At 70.4% G+C, this 15,684-nt stretch carries 13 protein-coding genes; 7 read left to right on the top strand and 6 right to left on the bottom strand.

The window, feature by feature from the left end; genetic code table 11:
• Positions 1 to 59: 59 nt before the first annotated feature.
• Together groL and groES are read right to left on the bottom strand one after the other, a co-directional pair.
• On the bottom strand, positions 60 to 1,676 hold the full coding sequence (gene groL / locus JOM49_RS10285; protein ID WP_209664077.1) for a chaperonin GroEL: 1,617 nt from the start codon (positions 1,674 to 1,676) through the stop codon (positions 60 to 62).
• Between the two features lie 98 nt (positions 1,677 to 1,774).
• The gene (gene groES, locus JOM49_RS10280) at positions 1,775 to 2,068 is read right to left on the bottom strand and encodes a co-chaperone GroES (protein ID WP_026360373.1); all 294 of its coding nucleotides are present in this window, start codon (positions 2,066 to 2,068) and stop codon (positions 1,775 to 1,777) included.
• 324 nt (positions 2,069 to 2,392) lie between these two features.
• Here groES and JOM49_RS10275 point away from each other — a divergent pair, with 324 nt between their 5' ends.
• Positions 2,393 to 3,958, top strand: a complete 1,566-nt coding sequence (locus JOM49_RS10275) for an alkaline phosphatase D family protein (protein ID WP_209664076.1) — start codon at positions 2,393 to 2,395, stop codon at positions 3,956 to 3,958.
• 92 nt (positions 3,959 to 4,050) lie between these two features.
• Complete coding sequence (locus tag JOM49_RS10270) at positions 4,051 to 5,937, top strand: N-acetylmuramoyl-L-alanine amidase (protein WP_209664075.1); 1,887 nt, start codon at positions 4,051 to 4,053, stop codon at positions 5,935 to 5,937.
• 20 nt (positions 5,938 to 5,957) lie between these two features.
• Here JOM49_RS10270 and tsaD read toward each other — a convergent pair whose 3' ends face one another.
• The 3 genes from tsaD to tsaB are packed head-to-tail and all read right to left on the bottom strand — an operon-like array spanning position 5,958 to position 8,133.
• A complete protein-coding gene (gene tsaD / locus JOM49_RS10265; RefSeq protein WP_209664074.1) occupies positions 5,958 to 7,007 on the bottom strand; it encodes a tRNA (adenosine(37)-N6)-threonylcarbamoyltransferase complex transferase subunit TsaD in 1,050 nt (349 codons plus the stop codon).
• Positions 7,007 to 7,486 carry a ribosomal protein S18-alanine N-acetyltransferase gene (rimI, locus tag JOM49_RS10260; protein ID WP_209664073.1) on the bottom strand — a complete coding sequence of 160 codons (480 nt, stop codon included), beginning with the start codon at positions 7,484 to 7,486 and terminating at the stop codon, positions 7,007 to 7,009. Before rimI ends, tsaD begins: the two co-directional genes overlap by 1 nt.
• The gene (gene tsaB, locus JOM49_RS10255) at positions 7,483 to 8,133 is read right to left on the bottom strand and encodes a tRNA (adenosine(37)-N6)-threonylcarbamoyltransferase complex dimerization subunit type 1 TsaB (protein ID WP_209664072.1); all 651 of its coding nucleotides are present in this window, start codon (positions 8,131 to 8,133) and stop codon (positions 7,483 to 7,485) included. The genes rimI and tsaB overlap by 4 nt, the downstream gene beginning before the upstream one ends.
• 132 nt (positions 8,134 to 8,265) lie before the next feature.
• Between tsaB and JOM49_RS10250 the strand changes: the two genes are divergently transcribed.
• Positions 8,266 to 8,649, top strand: coding sequence for a hypothetical protein (locus tag JOM49_RS10250; RefSeq protein ID WP_209664071.1), 384 nt, complete (start codon positions 8,266 to 8,268; stop codon positions 8,647 to 8,649).
• A gap of 141 nt (positions 8,650 to 8,790) precedes the next feature.
• Here JOM49_RS10250 and JOM49_RS10245 read toward each other — a convergent pair whose 3' ends face one another.
• Positions 8,791 to 9,501 carry a FadR/GntR family transcriptional regulator gene (locus tag JOM49_RS10245; RefSeq protein ID WP_245369282.1) on the bottom strand — a complete coding sequence of 237 codons (711 nt, stop codon included), beginning with the start codon at positions 9,499 to 9,501 and terminating at the stop codon, positions 8,791 to 8,793.
• Positions 9,502 to 10,206: 705 nt separating this feature from the next.
• On the opposite strand from JOM49_RS10245, the gene JOM49_RS10240 reads away from it, so the two are divergent.
• The 4 genes from JOM49_RS10240 to JOM49_RS10225 are packed head-to-tail and all read left to right on the top strand — an operon-like array spanning position 10,207 to position 15,655.
• Entirely contained in the window at positions 10,207 to 11,463 is a 1,257-nt protein-coding gene (locus JOM49_RS10240; protein ID WP_209664070.1) for an SLC13 family permease, read from the top strand.
• A 25-nt stretch (positions 11,464 to 11,488) separates the two neighbouring features.
• Positions 11,489 to 12,925: an acyl-CoA synthetase gene (locus JOM49_RS10235; protein ID WP_209664069.1), complete on the top strand. Its 1,437-nt coding sequence runs from the start codon at positions 11,489 to 11,491 to the stop codon at positions 12,923 to 12,925.
• Positions 12,918 to 14,261, top strand: coding sequence for a carboxyl transferase domain-containing protein (locus JOM49_RS10230; protein WP_209664068.1), 1,344 nt, complete (start codon positions 12,918 to 12,920; stop codon positions 14,259 to 14,261). The genes JOM49_RS10235 and JOM49_RS10230 overlap by 8 nt, the downstream gene beginning before the upstream one ends.
• Positions 14,258 to 15,655 carry an amidase gene (locus JOM49_RS10225; protein ID WP_209664067.1) on the top strand — a complete coding sequence of 466 codons (1,398 nt, stop codon included), beginning with the start codon at positions 14,258 to 14,260 and terminating at the stop codon, positions 15,653 to 15,655. Before JOM49_RS10230 ends, JOM49_RS10225 begins: the two co-directional genes overlap by 4 nt.
• Positions 15,656 to 15,684: the final 29 nt, after the last annotated feature.

Here is a 15,684-nt window from a genome sequence, read left to right as displayed (position 1 = left end):
CATAAAGAAGGGGCGGCATCCGCGTGGGATGCCGCCCCTCCGGGGTACTGCGGGTGTGCCTAGTGCGAGTGGCCGTGACCGTGGCCGCCGTCGCCCTCGTCGTCGGCGGGCTTCTCGACCACGGCGCTTTCCGTGGTGAGGACCAGCCGGGCGATCGAGGCGGCGTTGGCCACCGCGGACCGGGTGACCTTGACCGGGTCGACGATGCCGGCCGCGAGCAGGTCGGTCAGCTCACCGGTGGCCGCGTTGAAGCCCTGGCCCCAGCTCTGCTCCTTGACCTTGGACACGATGACCGCGCCCTCGTAGCCGGCGTTCGTGGCGATCCAGTGCAGCGGCGCGGTGAGCGCGTCGCGCACGATGCGGACGCCGGTCGCCTCGTCACCGGTCAGGCCGAGTTCGCCTTCCAGCTCCTTGACCGCGTGCACCAGCGCCGAGCCACCGCCGGGCAGGATGCCCTCCTCGACGGCCGCCTTCGTGGACGCGACCGCGTCCTCGATGCGGTGCTTGCGCTCGTTCAGCTCGGTCTCGGTGGCCGCGCCGACCTTGATCACCGCGACACCGCCGCCGAGCTTCGCGAGCCGCTCCTGCAGCTTCTCGCGGTCCCAGTCGGAGTCGGTGGTCTCGATCTCCTTGCGGATCTGCGCGGTCCGCGCGTCGAGGTCGGCCTTGGTGCCCGCGCCGTCGACGATGGTGGTGTAGTCCTTGGTGACCTCGACGCGGCGGGCCTTGCCCAGCGCGCTCAGGTCGGCCTCGGACAGCTTCAGGCCCACCTCGGCCGAGATGACCTCAGCACCGGTGACGGTGGCGAGGTCGTCCAGGAAGGCCTTGCGGCGGTCACCGAAGAACGGCGCCTTCACCGCGACCGCGGTGATGGTCTTGCGCAGCGAGTTGACCACCAGGGTGGACAGCGCCTCGCCGTCGACGTCCTCGGCGATGATCAGCAGCGGCTTCTTGGCCTCGACGACCTTCTCCAGCACCGGGAGCAGCTCCGCCAGCGCGGAGATCTTCTCGCGGTGGATGAGGATGTAGGCGTCCTCGAGGATCGCGCGCTGCTCCTCGGGGTTGGTGGCGAAGTGCGCCGACAGGAAACCCTTGTCGAACTGCACGCCTTCGGTGATCACCAGCTCGGTGGCCAGCGTCGAGGACTCCTCGATGGTGATCACGCCGTCTTCGCCGACGCGCTCCACGGCCTCGCCGAGCAGGGCGCCGATGTTGGCGTCGCGCGAGGTCACGGTGCCGACCTGGGCGATGTTGTCGCGGCCCTTGACCGGGGTCGCCTTGGCCTTGAGGACCTCGACGACCTTGTCCGCGGCGGCCTCGATGCCGCGGCCGAGCGCGGTCGGGTTGGCGCCGGCGGCCACGTTGCGGAGGCCGACCTTCACCAGGGACTGCGCCAGCACGGTGGCCGTGGTGGTGCCGTCACCGGCGACGTCGTTGGTCTTGGTGGCCACGTTCTTGGCCAGCTGGGCACCCAGGTTCTCGAACGGGTCGTCCAGCTCGATCTCGCGGGCGACGGTGACCCCGTCGAGGGTGATGGTGGGGCCGCCGAACTTCTTGTCCAGTACGACGTGCCGGCCGCGCGGGCCGAGGGTGACCTTGACCGCGTCGGCGAGCTTGTTCACTCCGCGCTCCAGCGCGCGACGAGCGTCCTCGTCGAAGGTGATCTGCTTGGGCATAGCGTTTTCCGCTTACCTTTCGAGTGGTTAGAACACAAGGACGCCCCGGCTCCCCGGTCTAACGGGGCCCCGGGGCGTCATGCGCTGCGCAGCGGTCGTCAGTTGATGACGGCCAGCACGTCGCGAGCGGAAAGGATCAGGTAGTCCTCACCGTTGTACTTGACCTCGGTGCCGCCGTACTTGGAGTAGATGACGACGTCGCCTTCCTTGACGTCCACCGGGACGCGGTTGCCCTTGTCGTCGATCCGGCCCGGGCCCACGGCCAGAACCTTGCCCTCCTGGGGCTTTTCCTTAGCGGTGTCGGGGATGACCAGACCGGAGGCCGTCGTCTCCTCGGCCTCACTCGTCTGGACAACGATCTTGTCCTCGAGCGGTTTGATGTTCACGCTCACCGGGTTGACCTCCACGGGTCGAAAGAAAGCGTTGGCAGGTTTCAGGTTTACGACTCCTACCACCCCCGCCGTCGCGGGTGCCGGGGCGTGTGCGGTGCCGTGCAATTAGCACTCTAGCCACGTGAGTGCTAGTCGCGCAAGGAGGGTCCCCTTGACCTCACCCACCTCCCCGTGCAACGGCACCCACGGGCGCCTTTGTTCCCCAGGTACGTGAAAGGAATTCACCGGGTGGTCACCCCGGACGGTTGTCCCGTTCCGCACCGGGCCAGTGCGATCGAGGGCGACAGCCGGTCCCCACCACCTTGTTGAGGAGTCCTCGTGTCGATGAGCACCCCCTCCCGGCGTTCCGTCCTGCTCGGCGGCGCCGGCGCGCTCGGCCTGGCCGCGCTCGGCGCTTCCGGGCTCGCCCGCGCGACCGCCGCCCCCGGCGCGGGCCTTGCCGCCGCGCCCGGCGCGGTGTTCAACCTCGGCGTCGCGTCCGGCGACCCCTACGCGGACAGCGTCGTGCTCTGGACCCGCCTCGCCCGCGACCCGGTCGCCGAGGACGGTCTGGGCGGCATGCCCGCGCGCGGTCAGGTCGTCGAGTGGCAGATCGCCAAGGACGAGAAGTTCACCGACCTCGTCCGCCACGGCCGGACCTGGGCCAGCCCGGAATCCGCGCACAGCGTGCACGTCGAGGCCGACGGCCTGGCCCCCGGCACCGAGTACTTCTACCGCTTCCGCACCGGCTCCGAAATCTCCCCGGTCGGCCGCACCCGCACCGCACCCGCGCCGGGCCAGATGAGCGACCTGACCATGTGCTTCGCCTCCTGCTCGCACTACGGCCAGGGCTACTTCACCGCCTACCGCCACCTCGCCCAGGACGAACCCGGCCTGATCCTGCACCTCGGCGACTACCAGTACGAATACGCCGCCGGCGCCAACGAGGTCCGCAAGGTGCTCGGCCCGGAAACCATCCGGCTGGCCGACTACCGCCTCCGCCACGCCCAGTACAAAACCGACCCCGACCTGCAGCTCGCCCACGCGACCGCGCCCTGGCTGGTGGTCTGGGACGACCACGAGACCGAGAACAACTGGGCCGACGAGGTTCCCGAGGACTCCTCCCAGACCCCCGGCGCCGCGTTCCTGACCCGCCGCAAAGCCGCCTTCCAGGCCTACTACGAGAACATGCCGCTGCGCCGCACCGCCCGCCCCAACGGCGTCGACATGCGCCTCTACCGCCGCCTGGCCTGGGGCGACCTGGCCACCTTCCACATGCTCGACACCCGCCAGTACCGCGACAACCAGGCCTGCGGCGACGGCGTGAAGGCCAACTGCGCCGAGCGCCTGACCCCGACCCGGTCGATCACCGGCGACGAGCAGGAGAAGTGGATCGTCGACGGGTTCAACGCCTCCCGCGCCCGCTGGGACGTGCTCGGCCAGCAGGTGTTCTTCGCCCAGATCGACCTCACCCCCGGCGCCGCCGAGGGCTACAACATGGACGCCTGGGACGGCTACAAGGTCAACCGCGACCGCATCGCCACCGCGATGGGGCACTCGGCCGTGCGCAACGGCGTCGTCCTCACCGGGGACGTGCACCGCCACTGGGCCGCGGAGATCAAGGAAACCTACGGGCAGCCGGACTCGAAGGGCGTCGGCGTCGAACTCGTCACCACCTCGGTCACCAGCGGCCGCGACGGCGACGACAACCCGAACCAGGCCGTGCTCGACGAGAACCCGCACGTGAAGTTCCACCGCAACCGCCGCGGCTACATCCGCACCAGGTTCACCGCGGACGAACTGCGCGCCGACTACCGCGTGCTGCCGTACGTGACCAAGCCGGACGCGCCGGTCAGCACCGCGGCCTCCTTCGTGGTCGAGGACCGCGTCCCGGCGCTCAATCCGGCCTGAGCCCGAACAGCCCCTTCCTGGCGAGGTCCGGGCGGTGTTAGGTAGGTCCTCACAACCACTCACGATGACCAACCGAGCACTGGGGGCGGTACATGCGGCGCACACCAGCACGACTGGCGGTGTTGCTACTGGCGGCGGGCGCGATCTCCGTGCCCGCCGCCCAGGCGGCACCGGCCGATCAGCAACGACAGCGGGACTTCGCCGCGGCGGCGGCCGAATTCGGGGTGCCGCAGGACGTGCTGCTCGGCGTCTCGTTCCTCGAGTCCCGCTGGGACACCAACGCGGGCACGCCGAGCACCTCGGCGGGTTACGGCCCGATGCACCTCACCGACCTGCGGACCGCGGGCGTCGGCACCCACCACGACGAGGGCGGCGAGGACCCGCGCGGCGACGACTCGCGGCCGCCGCTGCACCCGGAGGCGGGGCCGCCCGTCCCACCGCCGGACTCCCTGCAGTCGCTGGACACCGCGGCCGAGCTGACCGGGGTGGACACCGCGACGCTGCGCACCGATCCGGCGCAGAACATCCGCGGTGGCGCCGCGCTGCTGGCGTCCTACCACCGTGAAACCGGCGACTGGTACCAGGCGGTCGCCAAGTACAGCGGCAGCGAGGAGCAGTCCGCGGCCACCGCGTTCGCCGACGAGGTGTTCAGCACCATCGCCACCGGCGTCGAGCGGGTCACCGACGACGGCCAGCGCGTCAGCCTCGCGCCGACGCCGACCGCCGCGCCGAAGGGCGTGCCCGCCGCGGCCGGGCCGATCGAGTGTCCACAAGGGATCTCCTGCGAGTGGATCCCGGCGCCGTACCAGGAGATCCCGGACGGCTACGGCAACCACGACAAGGCCGACCGGCCGAACAGCCAGAAGATCGACTACATCGTCATCCACGACACCGAGGGCTACTGGACCAACGTCCTGGACATGGTGCAGGACCCGACCTACGTGAGCTGGCACTACTCGCTGCGTTCCGCCGACGGCCACATCGCCCAGCACGTGCCCACCAAGGACGTCGCCTGGCACGCCGGGAACTGGTACGTCAACGCGAAGTCGATCGGCCTGGAGCACGAGGGCTTCGCGGCGAAGGGCACCTGGTACACCGAGGCGATGTACCGCACCTCGGCGAAGCTGGTGCGCTACCTCTCGGACAAGTACGACATCCCGCTGGACCGCGACCACATCATCGGCCACGACAACGTGCCGGGCCTGTCGCCGATCCGGATCCCCGACATGCACTGGGACCCGGGCCCCTACTGGGACTGGACGCACTACTTCGACCTGCTCGGCGCGCCGCTCGGCCGGGACGACACGGGGTCGGGCGACTGGCGGCCGAACACCGGCATGGTGACCATCGCGCCGGACTTCGCCACGAACAAGCCCGCCTTCGAGTTCTGCGAGAAGAACGTGCCGCTGTGCCCGGCACGCGGGTCCACTTCGGTCATCCTGCGCACGGAACCGCGGGCGGACGCCCCGCTGCTCAAGGACATCGGCCTGCACCCGCAGACCGGGCAGTCCACCATGCACGTGTCCGATGTGGGCAGTCGCGTGGACAGCGGGCAGCAGTACGCGGTGGCCGAGGTCCGGGGCGACTGGACCGCCGTGTGGTACCTCGGGCAGAAGGGCTGGTTCCACAACCCGGCCGGGGCGAAGACCGCGAAACCGGCGCAGGGCAAGGTGGTCACGCCGAAGCCGGGCGTGCAGTCGGTGCAGATCTGGGGCGGTGCCTACCCGGAGGCGGCGGCGTACCCCGAGCACATCACGCCGCGCGACTTCATCCCGCTGCCGTACACGATGCCCGCCGGGCAGCGGTACACGCTGGGGCTGACCACGGATTCCGAGTACTACTACGCGGTCAACTTCGACACCTCGGACCACCAGGTGGTGCGTGGTGAAACGAAGTTCGTCCAGGTGCAGTTCGGGCACCGGATCGCCTACGTGAAGGCGGACGACGTCCGGATCCTGCCCTCCTGGGCACCCAACTAGCGGCCGCGGTGGGGACCGGCTCAGACCGAGACGGTCCCCACCGGCAGTGCCGGATTGGCCGCGAAGTCCCAAGAGGACGGCTTCGCGCCCGCCGCCACCACGTGCGCGCCGAGCGCGGCGATCATCGCGCCGTTGTCCGTGCACAGCCGGGGCCGCGGCACCCTGAGTTCGATGCCCGCCTTGTCGCACCGCTCCTGAGCGAGCGAGGACAGGCGTGAATTCGCCGCCACACCACCGGAAATGACGATCGTGCCGATCCCGGCGTCCTTCGCCGCCCGGATCGCCTTCGCGGTGAGCACGTCCGCCACCGCCTCCTGGAACGAAGCCGCCACGTCGTCGACCGGGATCTCCTCACCCCGCCGCTCGGCGCCTTCCACCCAGCGCGCGACCGCGGTCTTCAAGCCGGAGAAGGAAAAGTCGTACTTCGCGTCACGCGGACCGGTCATGCCGCGGGGAAAGGCGATCGCCGCGGGGTTCCCGGCCTTGGCGGCCTTGTCGATCGGCGGACCACCCGGGTACGGCAGGCCGAGCACCCTGGCCACCTTGTCGTAGGCCTCCCCGGCCGCGTCGTCCACAGTGGACCCAAGTTCGACGATGGTGCTCGCCACGTCGTCCACCCGCAGCAACTGCGTGTGCCCGCCGGAAACCAGCAGCGCCAGGCACGGCTTGGGCAACGGCCCGTGCTGCAGGGTGTCCACCGCGATGTGCCCGGCGAGGTGGTTGACGCCGTAGAGCGGCACGTCCAGCGCGGCCGAATAGGCCTTCGCCGCGGCCACGCCGACCAGCAGCGCGCCGGCCAGCCCCGGCCCGGCGGTCACCGCGATGGCGTCCACATCGGACATGCGCAGCCCGGCGTCGGCGAAGGCGCGCTCGGTGGTCGGCACCATCGCCTCCAGGTGCGCGCGGCTGGCCACCTCCGGCACCACCCCGCCGAAGCGGGCGTGCTGGTCCACACTGGACGCGACGGCGTCGGCGAGCAGTTCCACGGTGCCGTCGTCGTGCAGCCGGACCAGCCCGACGCCGGTCTCGTCGCACGAACTCTCGATGCCCATGATGATCCGGGCGCCCATCAGCCGGCCTCCTCCGCGACCGCGCCGAGCGGCGGCCGCACCATCGTGTAAGCGTCCGCACCGGACGGCTGGTAGTACCGCTTGCGGATGCCCAGCTTGGTGAACCCGCGCTTCTCGTACATCGCGAGCGCCACCTCGTTGTCCGTGCGCACTTCGAGCAGTACCGGCGCGCGCAGCTCGTCGGCCTTGTCCAGCACGGCTTCCAGCAGCGCCTTGCCGATGCCCTTGCCCTGGTGTTCCGGTGCGACGCCGATGGTGTGCAGGCTCGCCTCGTAGTCACCCCGGGGGCCGACGACGGCCAGCCCCGCGTAGCCGAGCAACTCCTGTTCCTCGTAGGCGCCGAGGTAGTACGCGCCGGAGTCCAGTTCGGACCGGAAGGCGTGCGCGCTCCACGGGCTGTCGCCGGGGAAGAGCACCTTCTCGATCTCCACGCAGCGCCGGATGTCACCGCGGCGCAACGGCCTGAGTTCGACGGTCACGGCGTGGTCACCCGCTTGCGCGCGCCGGGCTCGACCGCGTCGGGGCGCCGCAGGTACAGCGGGGTCATCGGCGCGGGCTCGGCGCCGGACCGCAGCGCTTCCTGAGCGGCCTTGACCAGGCCGAGCGGCGACGGGTACTCCGGCTGCAGGACGCGCAGGCCGGTCTTCTCGGCGAACGACCCCGCCGCGGCCTTGGCCGTGGTCGTGAGTTCGGCGGGGCTCTGCACGGCGGGTTCACCCACGCGGTTGCCTTCGGCGTCGTACTCGGCCCAGTACACCTCGCGGCGGCGCGCGTCGGTGACCACGAGGAACGGCTCGCCGGGCGGGACCTCCGCGGCGATCGCGTCCAGGCTGCACACCGGGTGCACCGGGATGCCGAGGCTGTGCCCGAGCGCCGCGGCGGTGGCCATGCCGGCACGCAGCCCGGTGAACGGCCCCGGCCCGGCACCGCAAACGATTGCGCCCAGGTCACGCAGGGTGGTGCCCGCCGCCTGCACGGCGTCGAGCACGTGCGGGGTGAGCAGCTCGCCGTGGGCGCGCGCGTCGATCGTCACGCGCTCGGCGGCGGTCGCGAGCGAATCGGGCTCGAGTTGGACGACCCCGGCGGTCACCGCGGGCGTGGAGGTGTCGACGGCCAGTACTAACACGGTTCCCCAGCCTACGACTCACCCGACCGGTGGTGGCGCGCAGGCAACCCGCACCGGCCGGACGCGTCTGGATCAAGTGAAGAGTTGACCGACGTACGGGTGATCCGGTCAACCACGAACGAAAGGGAACCCATGTCCACGCTGCGCCGCGCGCTGCTCGTCTCCACCGCGACCCTCGCACTGGCCGGGGCGGCCGCCGGCCCCGCCGGCGCGACCCCGACCGGCTCGTTCCTCAAACTCGACAAGGAGATCGTGCGCGCGGGCGAGCAGGTGCGGGTGGTCGCCGGCTGCGGGGTCGACGGGCTGAACTTCGTCGGGTCCGCCGCGTTCGCGCCGACCGGCCAGGACGGCCCGTACACCGGCAACGGCGGGGTCGCGGTGTTCGACGTGCGCACGACCGCGGTGTCCTGGGGCTCGGCGACCGTGCGCGCGGACGCCATGCCGGGGATCTACCAGGTCAGCGAACGCTGCGGCGGCGGGCACGCGGGCAGCAAGGAACTCACCGTCATCAGCTGAGCTCGGTCCACCCGCTGCACGGCCACCTGCGCGCCGACCTCCATCACCCGCAGCGGGGACCGTTCCCAGTCGCCGTTGCGCATGGCTTCCGCGTAGTCGTTCGGCGAGACGGTCCGCTGGGAGAAGTTCGCGTCGACCCGGTTATTCCTCTTCGTCCGGGTCCCACGACAGGAGGCGCACCTTCGCGACCGTGCGGAGGTGCCGCTTCATCGCGGCCGCGGCGGCTTTGGGGTCGCCGAGGCTGATGCCGTTGAAGATGCGGTGGTGCTGGGCGAGCGACCGCTTCGGCCGCCCGGGCTGGTGCAGCGACTCGGTACGGCTCTCGGCGATCTGCTCGGCGATCGAGGTCATGAACTCGGCGAGAATCGGGTTGCGCGCAGCCGCGGTGACGGCGGCGTGGAACCGGCGGTCGCCTTCGATGCCCTGTCCACCGTTGTCGATTTCCTCGGTCATGTACCGCAGGGCGTCCTCGAGCGCGTCGAGGTCCTCCTTGGTACGCCGCTCGGCAGCCAGTTCGGCCAGCTTGGTCTCCATGGCCTCGCGGGCTTCGAGCACGTCAGGCAGCCTTCGCCGCCGCTCCACCAGCTCGTCGACCGGTTCGAGGTCCATCTTGGTGCTGGTCAGGTAGGTGCCCCCACCGTGCCGCACCTCGACGAGCCCCTGCACGTCGAGCACCACGATCGCCTGCTTGACCGACGCCCGGCTCACGCCGAGCCGCTGGGCGAGCTCCCGCTCGGCAGGCAACTTGTCTCCCGCCCCGAGACCGGACTCCACCACGTACTCCCGGATGCGCTGGACCACCTGCTCGTACAGCCGTGGCCGCGACATCGGGCGCAGTGCGTCGGACCCCATGCATTCCTCCGGATCGCGATCGGCCTGGACTGCCGAGCCTAACAGCCGGTGACCGACAGCCCACCCGGAAATGGCTCAGCGACTAGCCGATTGAGTGGCCAAGGGCTGAGCCACTCAGCCAATACACCTCTTGACAGAGTGATCCAGCACACCGCAAAGTGGACTAGCCACTGAACCACTAGTCCACTGAACCACTCATCCCGGACGGCCAAGCGGCGGGGCGGGGAAGCGACGGAAAGTCAACGGCCCAGCCCACCGGCCCAGGAGCCCCACGACCACCGAAGCCCACCCAGCCGCCGAACCCCACCCGGGCACCCGGCCACATATTTCACCCACCACCCAGCCGTTCTGGCCAGGCCAGCCAGCCGTCCTGACCAGCCAGCCAGCCAGCCAGCCAGCCAGCCAGCCATGAGAGTCAACCAGTCCACCGAAGCCACTGGATCGCAGATTCAACCGGCTCACGGGCCACCAGTAGTCGGCCACCCGAAGTGGTCAAGTGGACCAGCCACTCAGCCACCTAGCCACTCAGCCACCTAGCCACTCGGCCAACCAGTCACTCTGTCCAGCGCCCCGCGGCCGCGAACCCCATCCGGTCCACCAGGGCACCAGCGGTCGGCTACCGAAGCCCGGCCAAGTGGACTGGCCACTCACCCACCTAGCCACTGAGCCATCCAGCCACTGCGGCGACCAACGACGGGAGCCCTGATGTCCGCCGAGCTGATTTCGATCCTCGTCCTCGTGGTGATCTTCGTGGTCGCCACCACCCGGTCGATCAACATGGGCGTGCTGGCCTTCGCCGGGGCGTTCGGCGTCGGCACGCTGGTCGCCGGGATGGATGCCGACGGCATCTTCGCCGGCTTCCCCGGCGACCTGTTCGTGGTGCTGGTCGGCGTCACCTACCTGTTCGCCATCGCCAGGGCGACCGGCACCACGGACTGGCTGGTCCACGCGTCGATCCGGCTGGTCGGCGGGCGGCTGGCACTGATTCCCTGGGTGATGTTCGCGGTCACCGCCGTGCTCACCGCGATCGGCGCGGTCAGCCCAGCCGCGGTCGCCATCGTCGCGCCCATCGCGCTCGGGTTCGCCTCCCGCTACGGCATCAGTCCCCTGCTCATGGGCGCCCTCGTCGTGCACGGCGCCCAGGCCGGCGGCTTCTCCCCGATCAGCGTCTACGGCTCCACGGTGAACAGCATCGTCGGCCGCGAGAACCTGGCGGGCAGCGAAACCGTGCTCTTCCTGGCCAGCCTGGCGGTCAACCTGGTCATCGCGGCCATCCTCTTCGTCGTGCTCGGCGGGCTGAAGCTCGGCCGCACCCGCATCACCGCCGAGACCGAGACCGAAGACGAGACCGAAGAGATCCCGAAGCTGAACCCCGCACGGATCGCCGTGCTGGTCAGCCTGGTCGCGCTGGTCGTCGGCGCGCTGGTGTTCGACCTCGACGTCGGCCTCACCGCGATCTCGCTCGCCGTGCTGCTCAGCGTGTTCTGGCCGGACACCGGCCGCAAGGCCGTCGGCGAGATCACCTGGCCGACCGTGCTGCTCATCTGCGGTGTGCTCACCTATGTCGGCGTCCTCCAGGAGATGGGCACGATCGACTACGCGGGCAACGCGGTGACCGGCGTCGGCGTGCCGCTGCTCGCGGCGCTGCTGCTCTGCTACATCGGCGCGATCGTCTCCGCCTTCGCGTCCTCGGTCGGCATCATGGGCGCGTTGATCCCGCTGGCCGTGCCGTTCCTCGCCCAGGGCACGGTCGGGCCGATCGGGATGATCGCCGCGCTGGCGGTGGCGGCCACGGTGGTCGACGTCAGCCCGTTCTCCACCAACGGCGCGCTGGTGCTGGCCAACGCCAAAAACGTCGACCGCGACACGTTCTTCCGGCAGCTGATGGTCTACGGCGGCATCATGGTCGTGGTGGTCCCGGCCGCCGTGTGGCTCGCCCTGATCGTGCCCGGCTGGGGCTGACCCAGTACAACCGAGGAGGTTCCGCGTGCGTTTGTTCCCCGCCCTGGAAGAGGCTTCGGACAAGGAAGCCGTCCGGTTCGGCGACCGTGCCCTCAGCTACGCCGAGCTGTCGACCGTCGCCGGCACGCTGGCGACCAGCCTGCGCGAACTCCCCGGGCAGGCACGCGTGGCGGTGTGGGCCACGGCCACGCTGGAAACCACGGTCGCGGTGGTCTCGGCGCTGCTGGCCGGGGTGCCCGCGGTGCCGGTCAACCCGAAGATCGGCGAGCGCGAACTGCAGCACATCGTCACCGACAGCGCACCGGCGCTGGTGCTCGCCGAGCCGGGCGCCGAGCTGCCCGAAGGCCTGCGCGACCTGCCGCGCAAGGACATCGAGCTGACCAGCGGGCAGGTCGAGCTGCCACCCGAGCCGGACGACGAGGCTCCGGCGATGATCGTCTACACCTCGGGCACCACCGGGCCGCCGAAGGGCGTCGTGCTCCCGCGCCGCGCGATCTCGTCCACTTTGGACACCCTGGAGGACGCCTGGCAGTGGACCGCGGAAGACGTGCTGGTGCACGGGTTGCCGCTGTTCCACGTGCACGGGCTGATCCTCGGCATGCTCGGGCCGTTGCGCCGCGGTGGTTCGGTGATCCACCTGGGCAAGTTCTCCACTTCCGCGCTCGCCGCGGAACTGCTCGGCCCCGGCACGATGATGTTCGGCGTGCCGACGATGTACCACCGCATCGCCGGTGAACTCGAGCACGACGAAGCTCTCGCGGCGGCACTCCGTGGCGCGCGAGTGCTGATCTCCGGCTCGGCCGCGCTGCCGGTGCACGACCACCAGCGCATCACCGCGGCCACCGGCCAGCAGGTGATCGAGCGCTACGGCATGACCGAAACCCTGATGAACACCAGCGTCCGCGCCGACGGCGAACGCAAGCCCGGCACGGTCGGGGTGCCGCTGCGCGGCGTGGACGTGCGGCTGGTCGACGAAGCCGGCCAGGCCATCGAGACCAGCGACGGCGAGACCGTCGGCGAAATTCAGGTGCGCGGGCCGAACTTGTTCACCGAGTACCTGAACCGGCCGGACGCGACCGCGGAGGTGTTCGACGACGGCTGGTTCCGCACCGGCGACATGGCCACCCGCGACGCCGACGGCTACCTCCGCATCGTCGGGCGCAAGGCCACCGACCTGATCAAGAGCGGCGGCTACAAGATCGGCGCCGGTGAGATCGAGAACGCGTTGCTGGAGCACGCCGGGGTAGCCGAGGCCGCGGTCACCGGTGAGCCCGATCCGGATCTCGGGGAACGCGTCGTCGCCTGGATCGTGCCGGACGGCCCGCGACCGGCGGAACAGGACCTGATCGACCACGTGGCGCGACTGCTCACCCCGCACAAGCGTCCGCGCGTGGTCCGATACGTGGAAGCGTTGCCGCGCAACGATATGGGCAAGGTGATGAAGCGAGCGCTCGGTGCCTGAGCGGCTGTCGGCCCGTGCGCTGATCGGCACGCTCGCCACCGGCTTCGCCGATTTCGACACCGGCTCGACGGACTATTCCGAAGTGGACGGTCCGATCGGCTGGCCGGGTTACGGCGATGCGCACGAAGCCGCCGCGAAACGCACCGGCGAGAGTGAATCCGTGGTGTGCGGGCGTGGCCGGATCGGGGACACCGACGCGGTCCTGATCGCTTTCGAGTTCGGCTTCCTCGGCGGTTCGATGGGCGGGCGGACCGGTGATCGGGTCGAAGCGGCCTTCGTCCGCGCACGGGAATCGCGGCTACCACTGGTTTTTCTGATCGCCACCGGCGGCAGCCGCATGCAGGAAGGCATGCGGGCGCTGTCCCAACTCCAGCGGGTCGCCCGGCAGATCGCGCTGACGCGAGCCGCCGGACTGCCGCAAATAGCCGTACTCCGCGATCCCGCGACCGGCGGCGGCTGGGCGACCTTGGGCGCGGGCGCGGACATCACCCTCGCACTTTCGGGCGCACAGGTCGGTTTCGCCGGTTCGCGGGTACGCCCACCCGGTGACGCGCACGCCTACACCGCCGAATCCCAGTACGACTCAGGCCACATCGACGCCGTCATCATCCCCGAGGACCTACCCGCCACACTCTCCGCTTGGCTGCACCTCCTCGCCGGGCCGCCCGCCGCCGAAGTCCCCGTCCCACCCTCGCTCGGCAGGCAAACCCTGCCGGAAACCGGCTGGGAAGCCGTTCAGCACGCCCGAGCTGCCCAACGCCCGCGTGCACAGTCCTATTTGGATCACTACTTCGAATCCCGGCAGGACATCAGTGGCGACCTGTGCGGCGGCCGTGATCCCGGAGTCCTCTGTGGATTCGGCACGCGGAACGGCGAAACCATCGCCTATGCCGCGCAGGCGGGCACGCCCACCCTCCCGTCCGGGTTCCGCACCGCCGCCAGACTCGTCTCACTGGCCGATCGCCTGGGCATTCCCATCCTGACTATTGTGGACACTCTCGGCGCGGCGAACGATGCCACCGCCGAACGAGCGGGTGCCGGTCCGGCGATCGCGGAGTTGTTCCTCGCGGTGGCCGGTGCGAGCGTGCCGATCACGTCGCTGGTGATCGGCGAAGGCGGATCCGGTGGCGCACTGGCGTTCGCCGCACCCGGCCGGACGTGGATGACACCGGACAGCTACTTCTCGGTCACCTCACCGGAAGCCGCGGCGTCAATCCTCAAACGCGACCCGTCGGAAGTGCCGGAAACCGCGAACCGGCTGCGCCTGCGCCCGCAGGACGTGGTCGAACTCGGTGTCGCGCAAGGCATCGCGCCCCCTGTGGAGGACAGCCCATGAGCCTGGTCGAACTCGACGCGGTGGAACTGGCCGAGCGGATCCGGCGGCGCGAGGTGTCGTGCACCGAGGTCATGGCGGCCTACCTCGACCAGATCGAGCAGCACAACCCGCGGGTCAACGCCATCGTCGCGCTGCGGGACCGCGACGAACTGATGCGGGAGGCCGCCGAGCGGGACCGGGAGCCGTACCGCGGCTGGATGCACGGGTTCCCGCTGGCGGTGAAGGACCTGTCGGCGGCGGCCGGGCTGCCGTGGACCTTCGGCTCGCCGATCTTCGCCGACCAGATCGCCCAGCACGACGACCTGTTCGTGCGGCGGATGCGGGACGCGGGCGCGATCGTGATCGGCAAGACGAACGTGCCCGAGTTCGGGCTCGGCTCGCAGACCTACAACCCGGTCTACGGGCAGACGCGGAACCCGCACGACCTTTCACGCACGCCGGGCGGCAGCAGCGGGGGTGCCGCGGCGGCGGTCGCGCTGCGGATGCTGCCGGTGGCCGACGGCAGTGACTACCTCGGTTCGCTGCGCAACCCGGCGGCGTTCACGAACACCTACGGGTTCCGGCCGTCGCTGGGCCGGGTGCCGTCGACCTCGTTCGTGGCGCAACTGGACACGGCCGGGCCGATGGGCCGGACGGTGGCCGACGTCGCGGCGCTGCTGTCGGTGCAGGCCGGGCCGGACCCGGGCGCGCCGCTGGCGATCACCGAAGACCCGTCGGTGTTCGTGCCGCCGCTGCCGGAACGCGACTTCAGCGGCACGCGGATCGCGTGGGTCGGCGATTTCGACGGGTACCTGGCGATGGAGCCGGGCGTGCTGGACGTCTGCCGGGGCGCGTTCGCCGCGTTCGAGGAACTGGGCTGCGAGGTCGTGCCCGCGGTGCCGGACTTCCCGATGGACCGGGTGTGGCGGACCGTGCTGACCTGGCGGGGGTGGAACGTCGCGGCGAACCTCGGCTCGCTCTACCGCGCGCCCGCGCTGCGTTCGCGACTGAAGCCGGAGTTGGTGTGGGAGTTGGAGCAGGGGCTGGCGCTGTCGGCGGCCGACCTGGGCCCGGCCGCGCTGGAACGCACGCGATGGCTGGAGGCGCTGCTGCGGTTCTTCGAGGACTTCGACTTCATCCTCGCGCCGAGCGCGCAGGTGTTCCCGTTCTCGGTGGACGTGCCGTGGCCGTCGACCGTGGGCGGGCGCACCATGGACACCTACCACCGGTGGATGGAAACCGTGGCGCCCTGGTCGCTGGCGGGCGTCCCGGTCATGGGCATGCCAGCCGGCTTCAGCCCCGACGGCCTGCCCATGGGCGTCCAGCTCATCGGCCCGCCACGCGCCGACCTACCCGTCCTGCAACTCGCCTCCGCCCACGAATCCCGCTCGATGCTTTTGCGGGCAAAAGCATGATGCCCAGGTCAGGGGGCCCTTTTAGGATG

Source organism: Amycolatopsis magusensis, from assembly GCF_017875555.1.
Classification (GTDB): domain Bacteria; phylum Actinomycetota; class Actinomycetes; order Mycobacteriales; family Pseudonocardiaceae; genus Amycolatopsis; species Amycolatopsis magusensis.
Note: the sequence above shows the minus strand (reverse complement) of the source record. Positions and strands in the feature narration are given on the sequence as shown.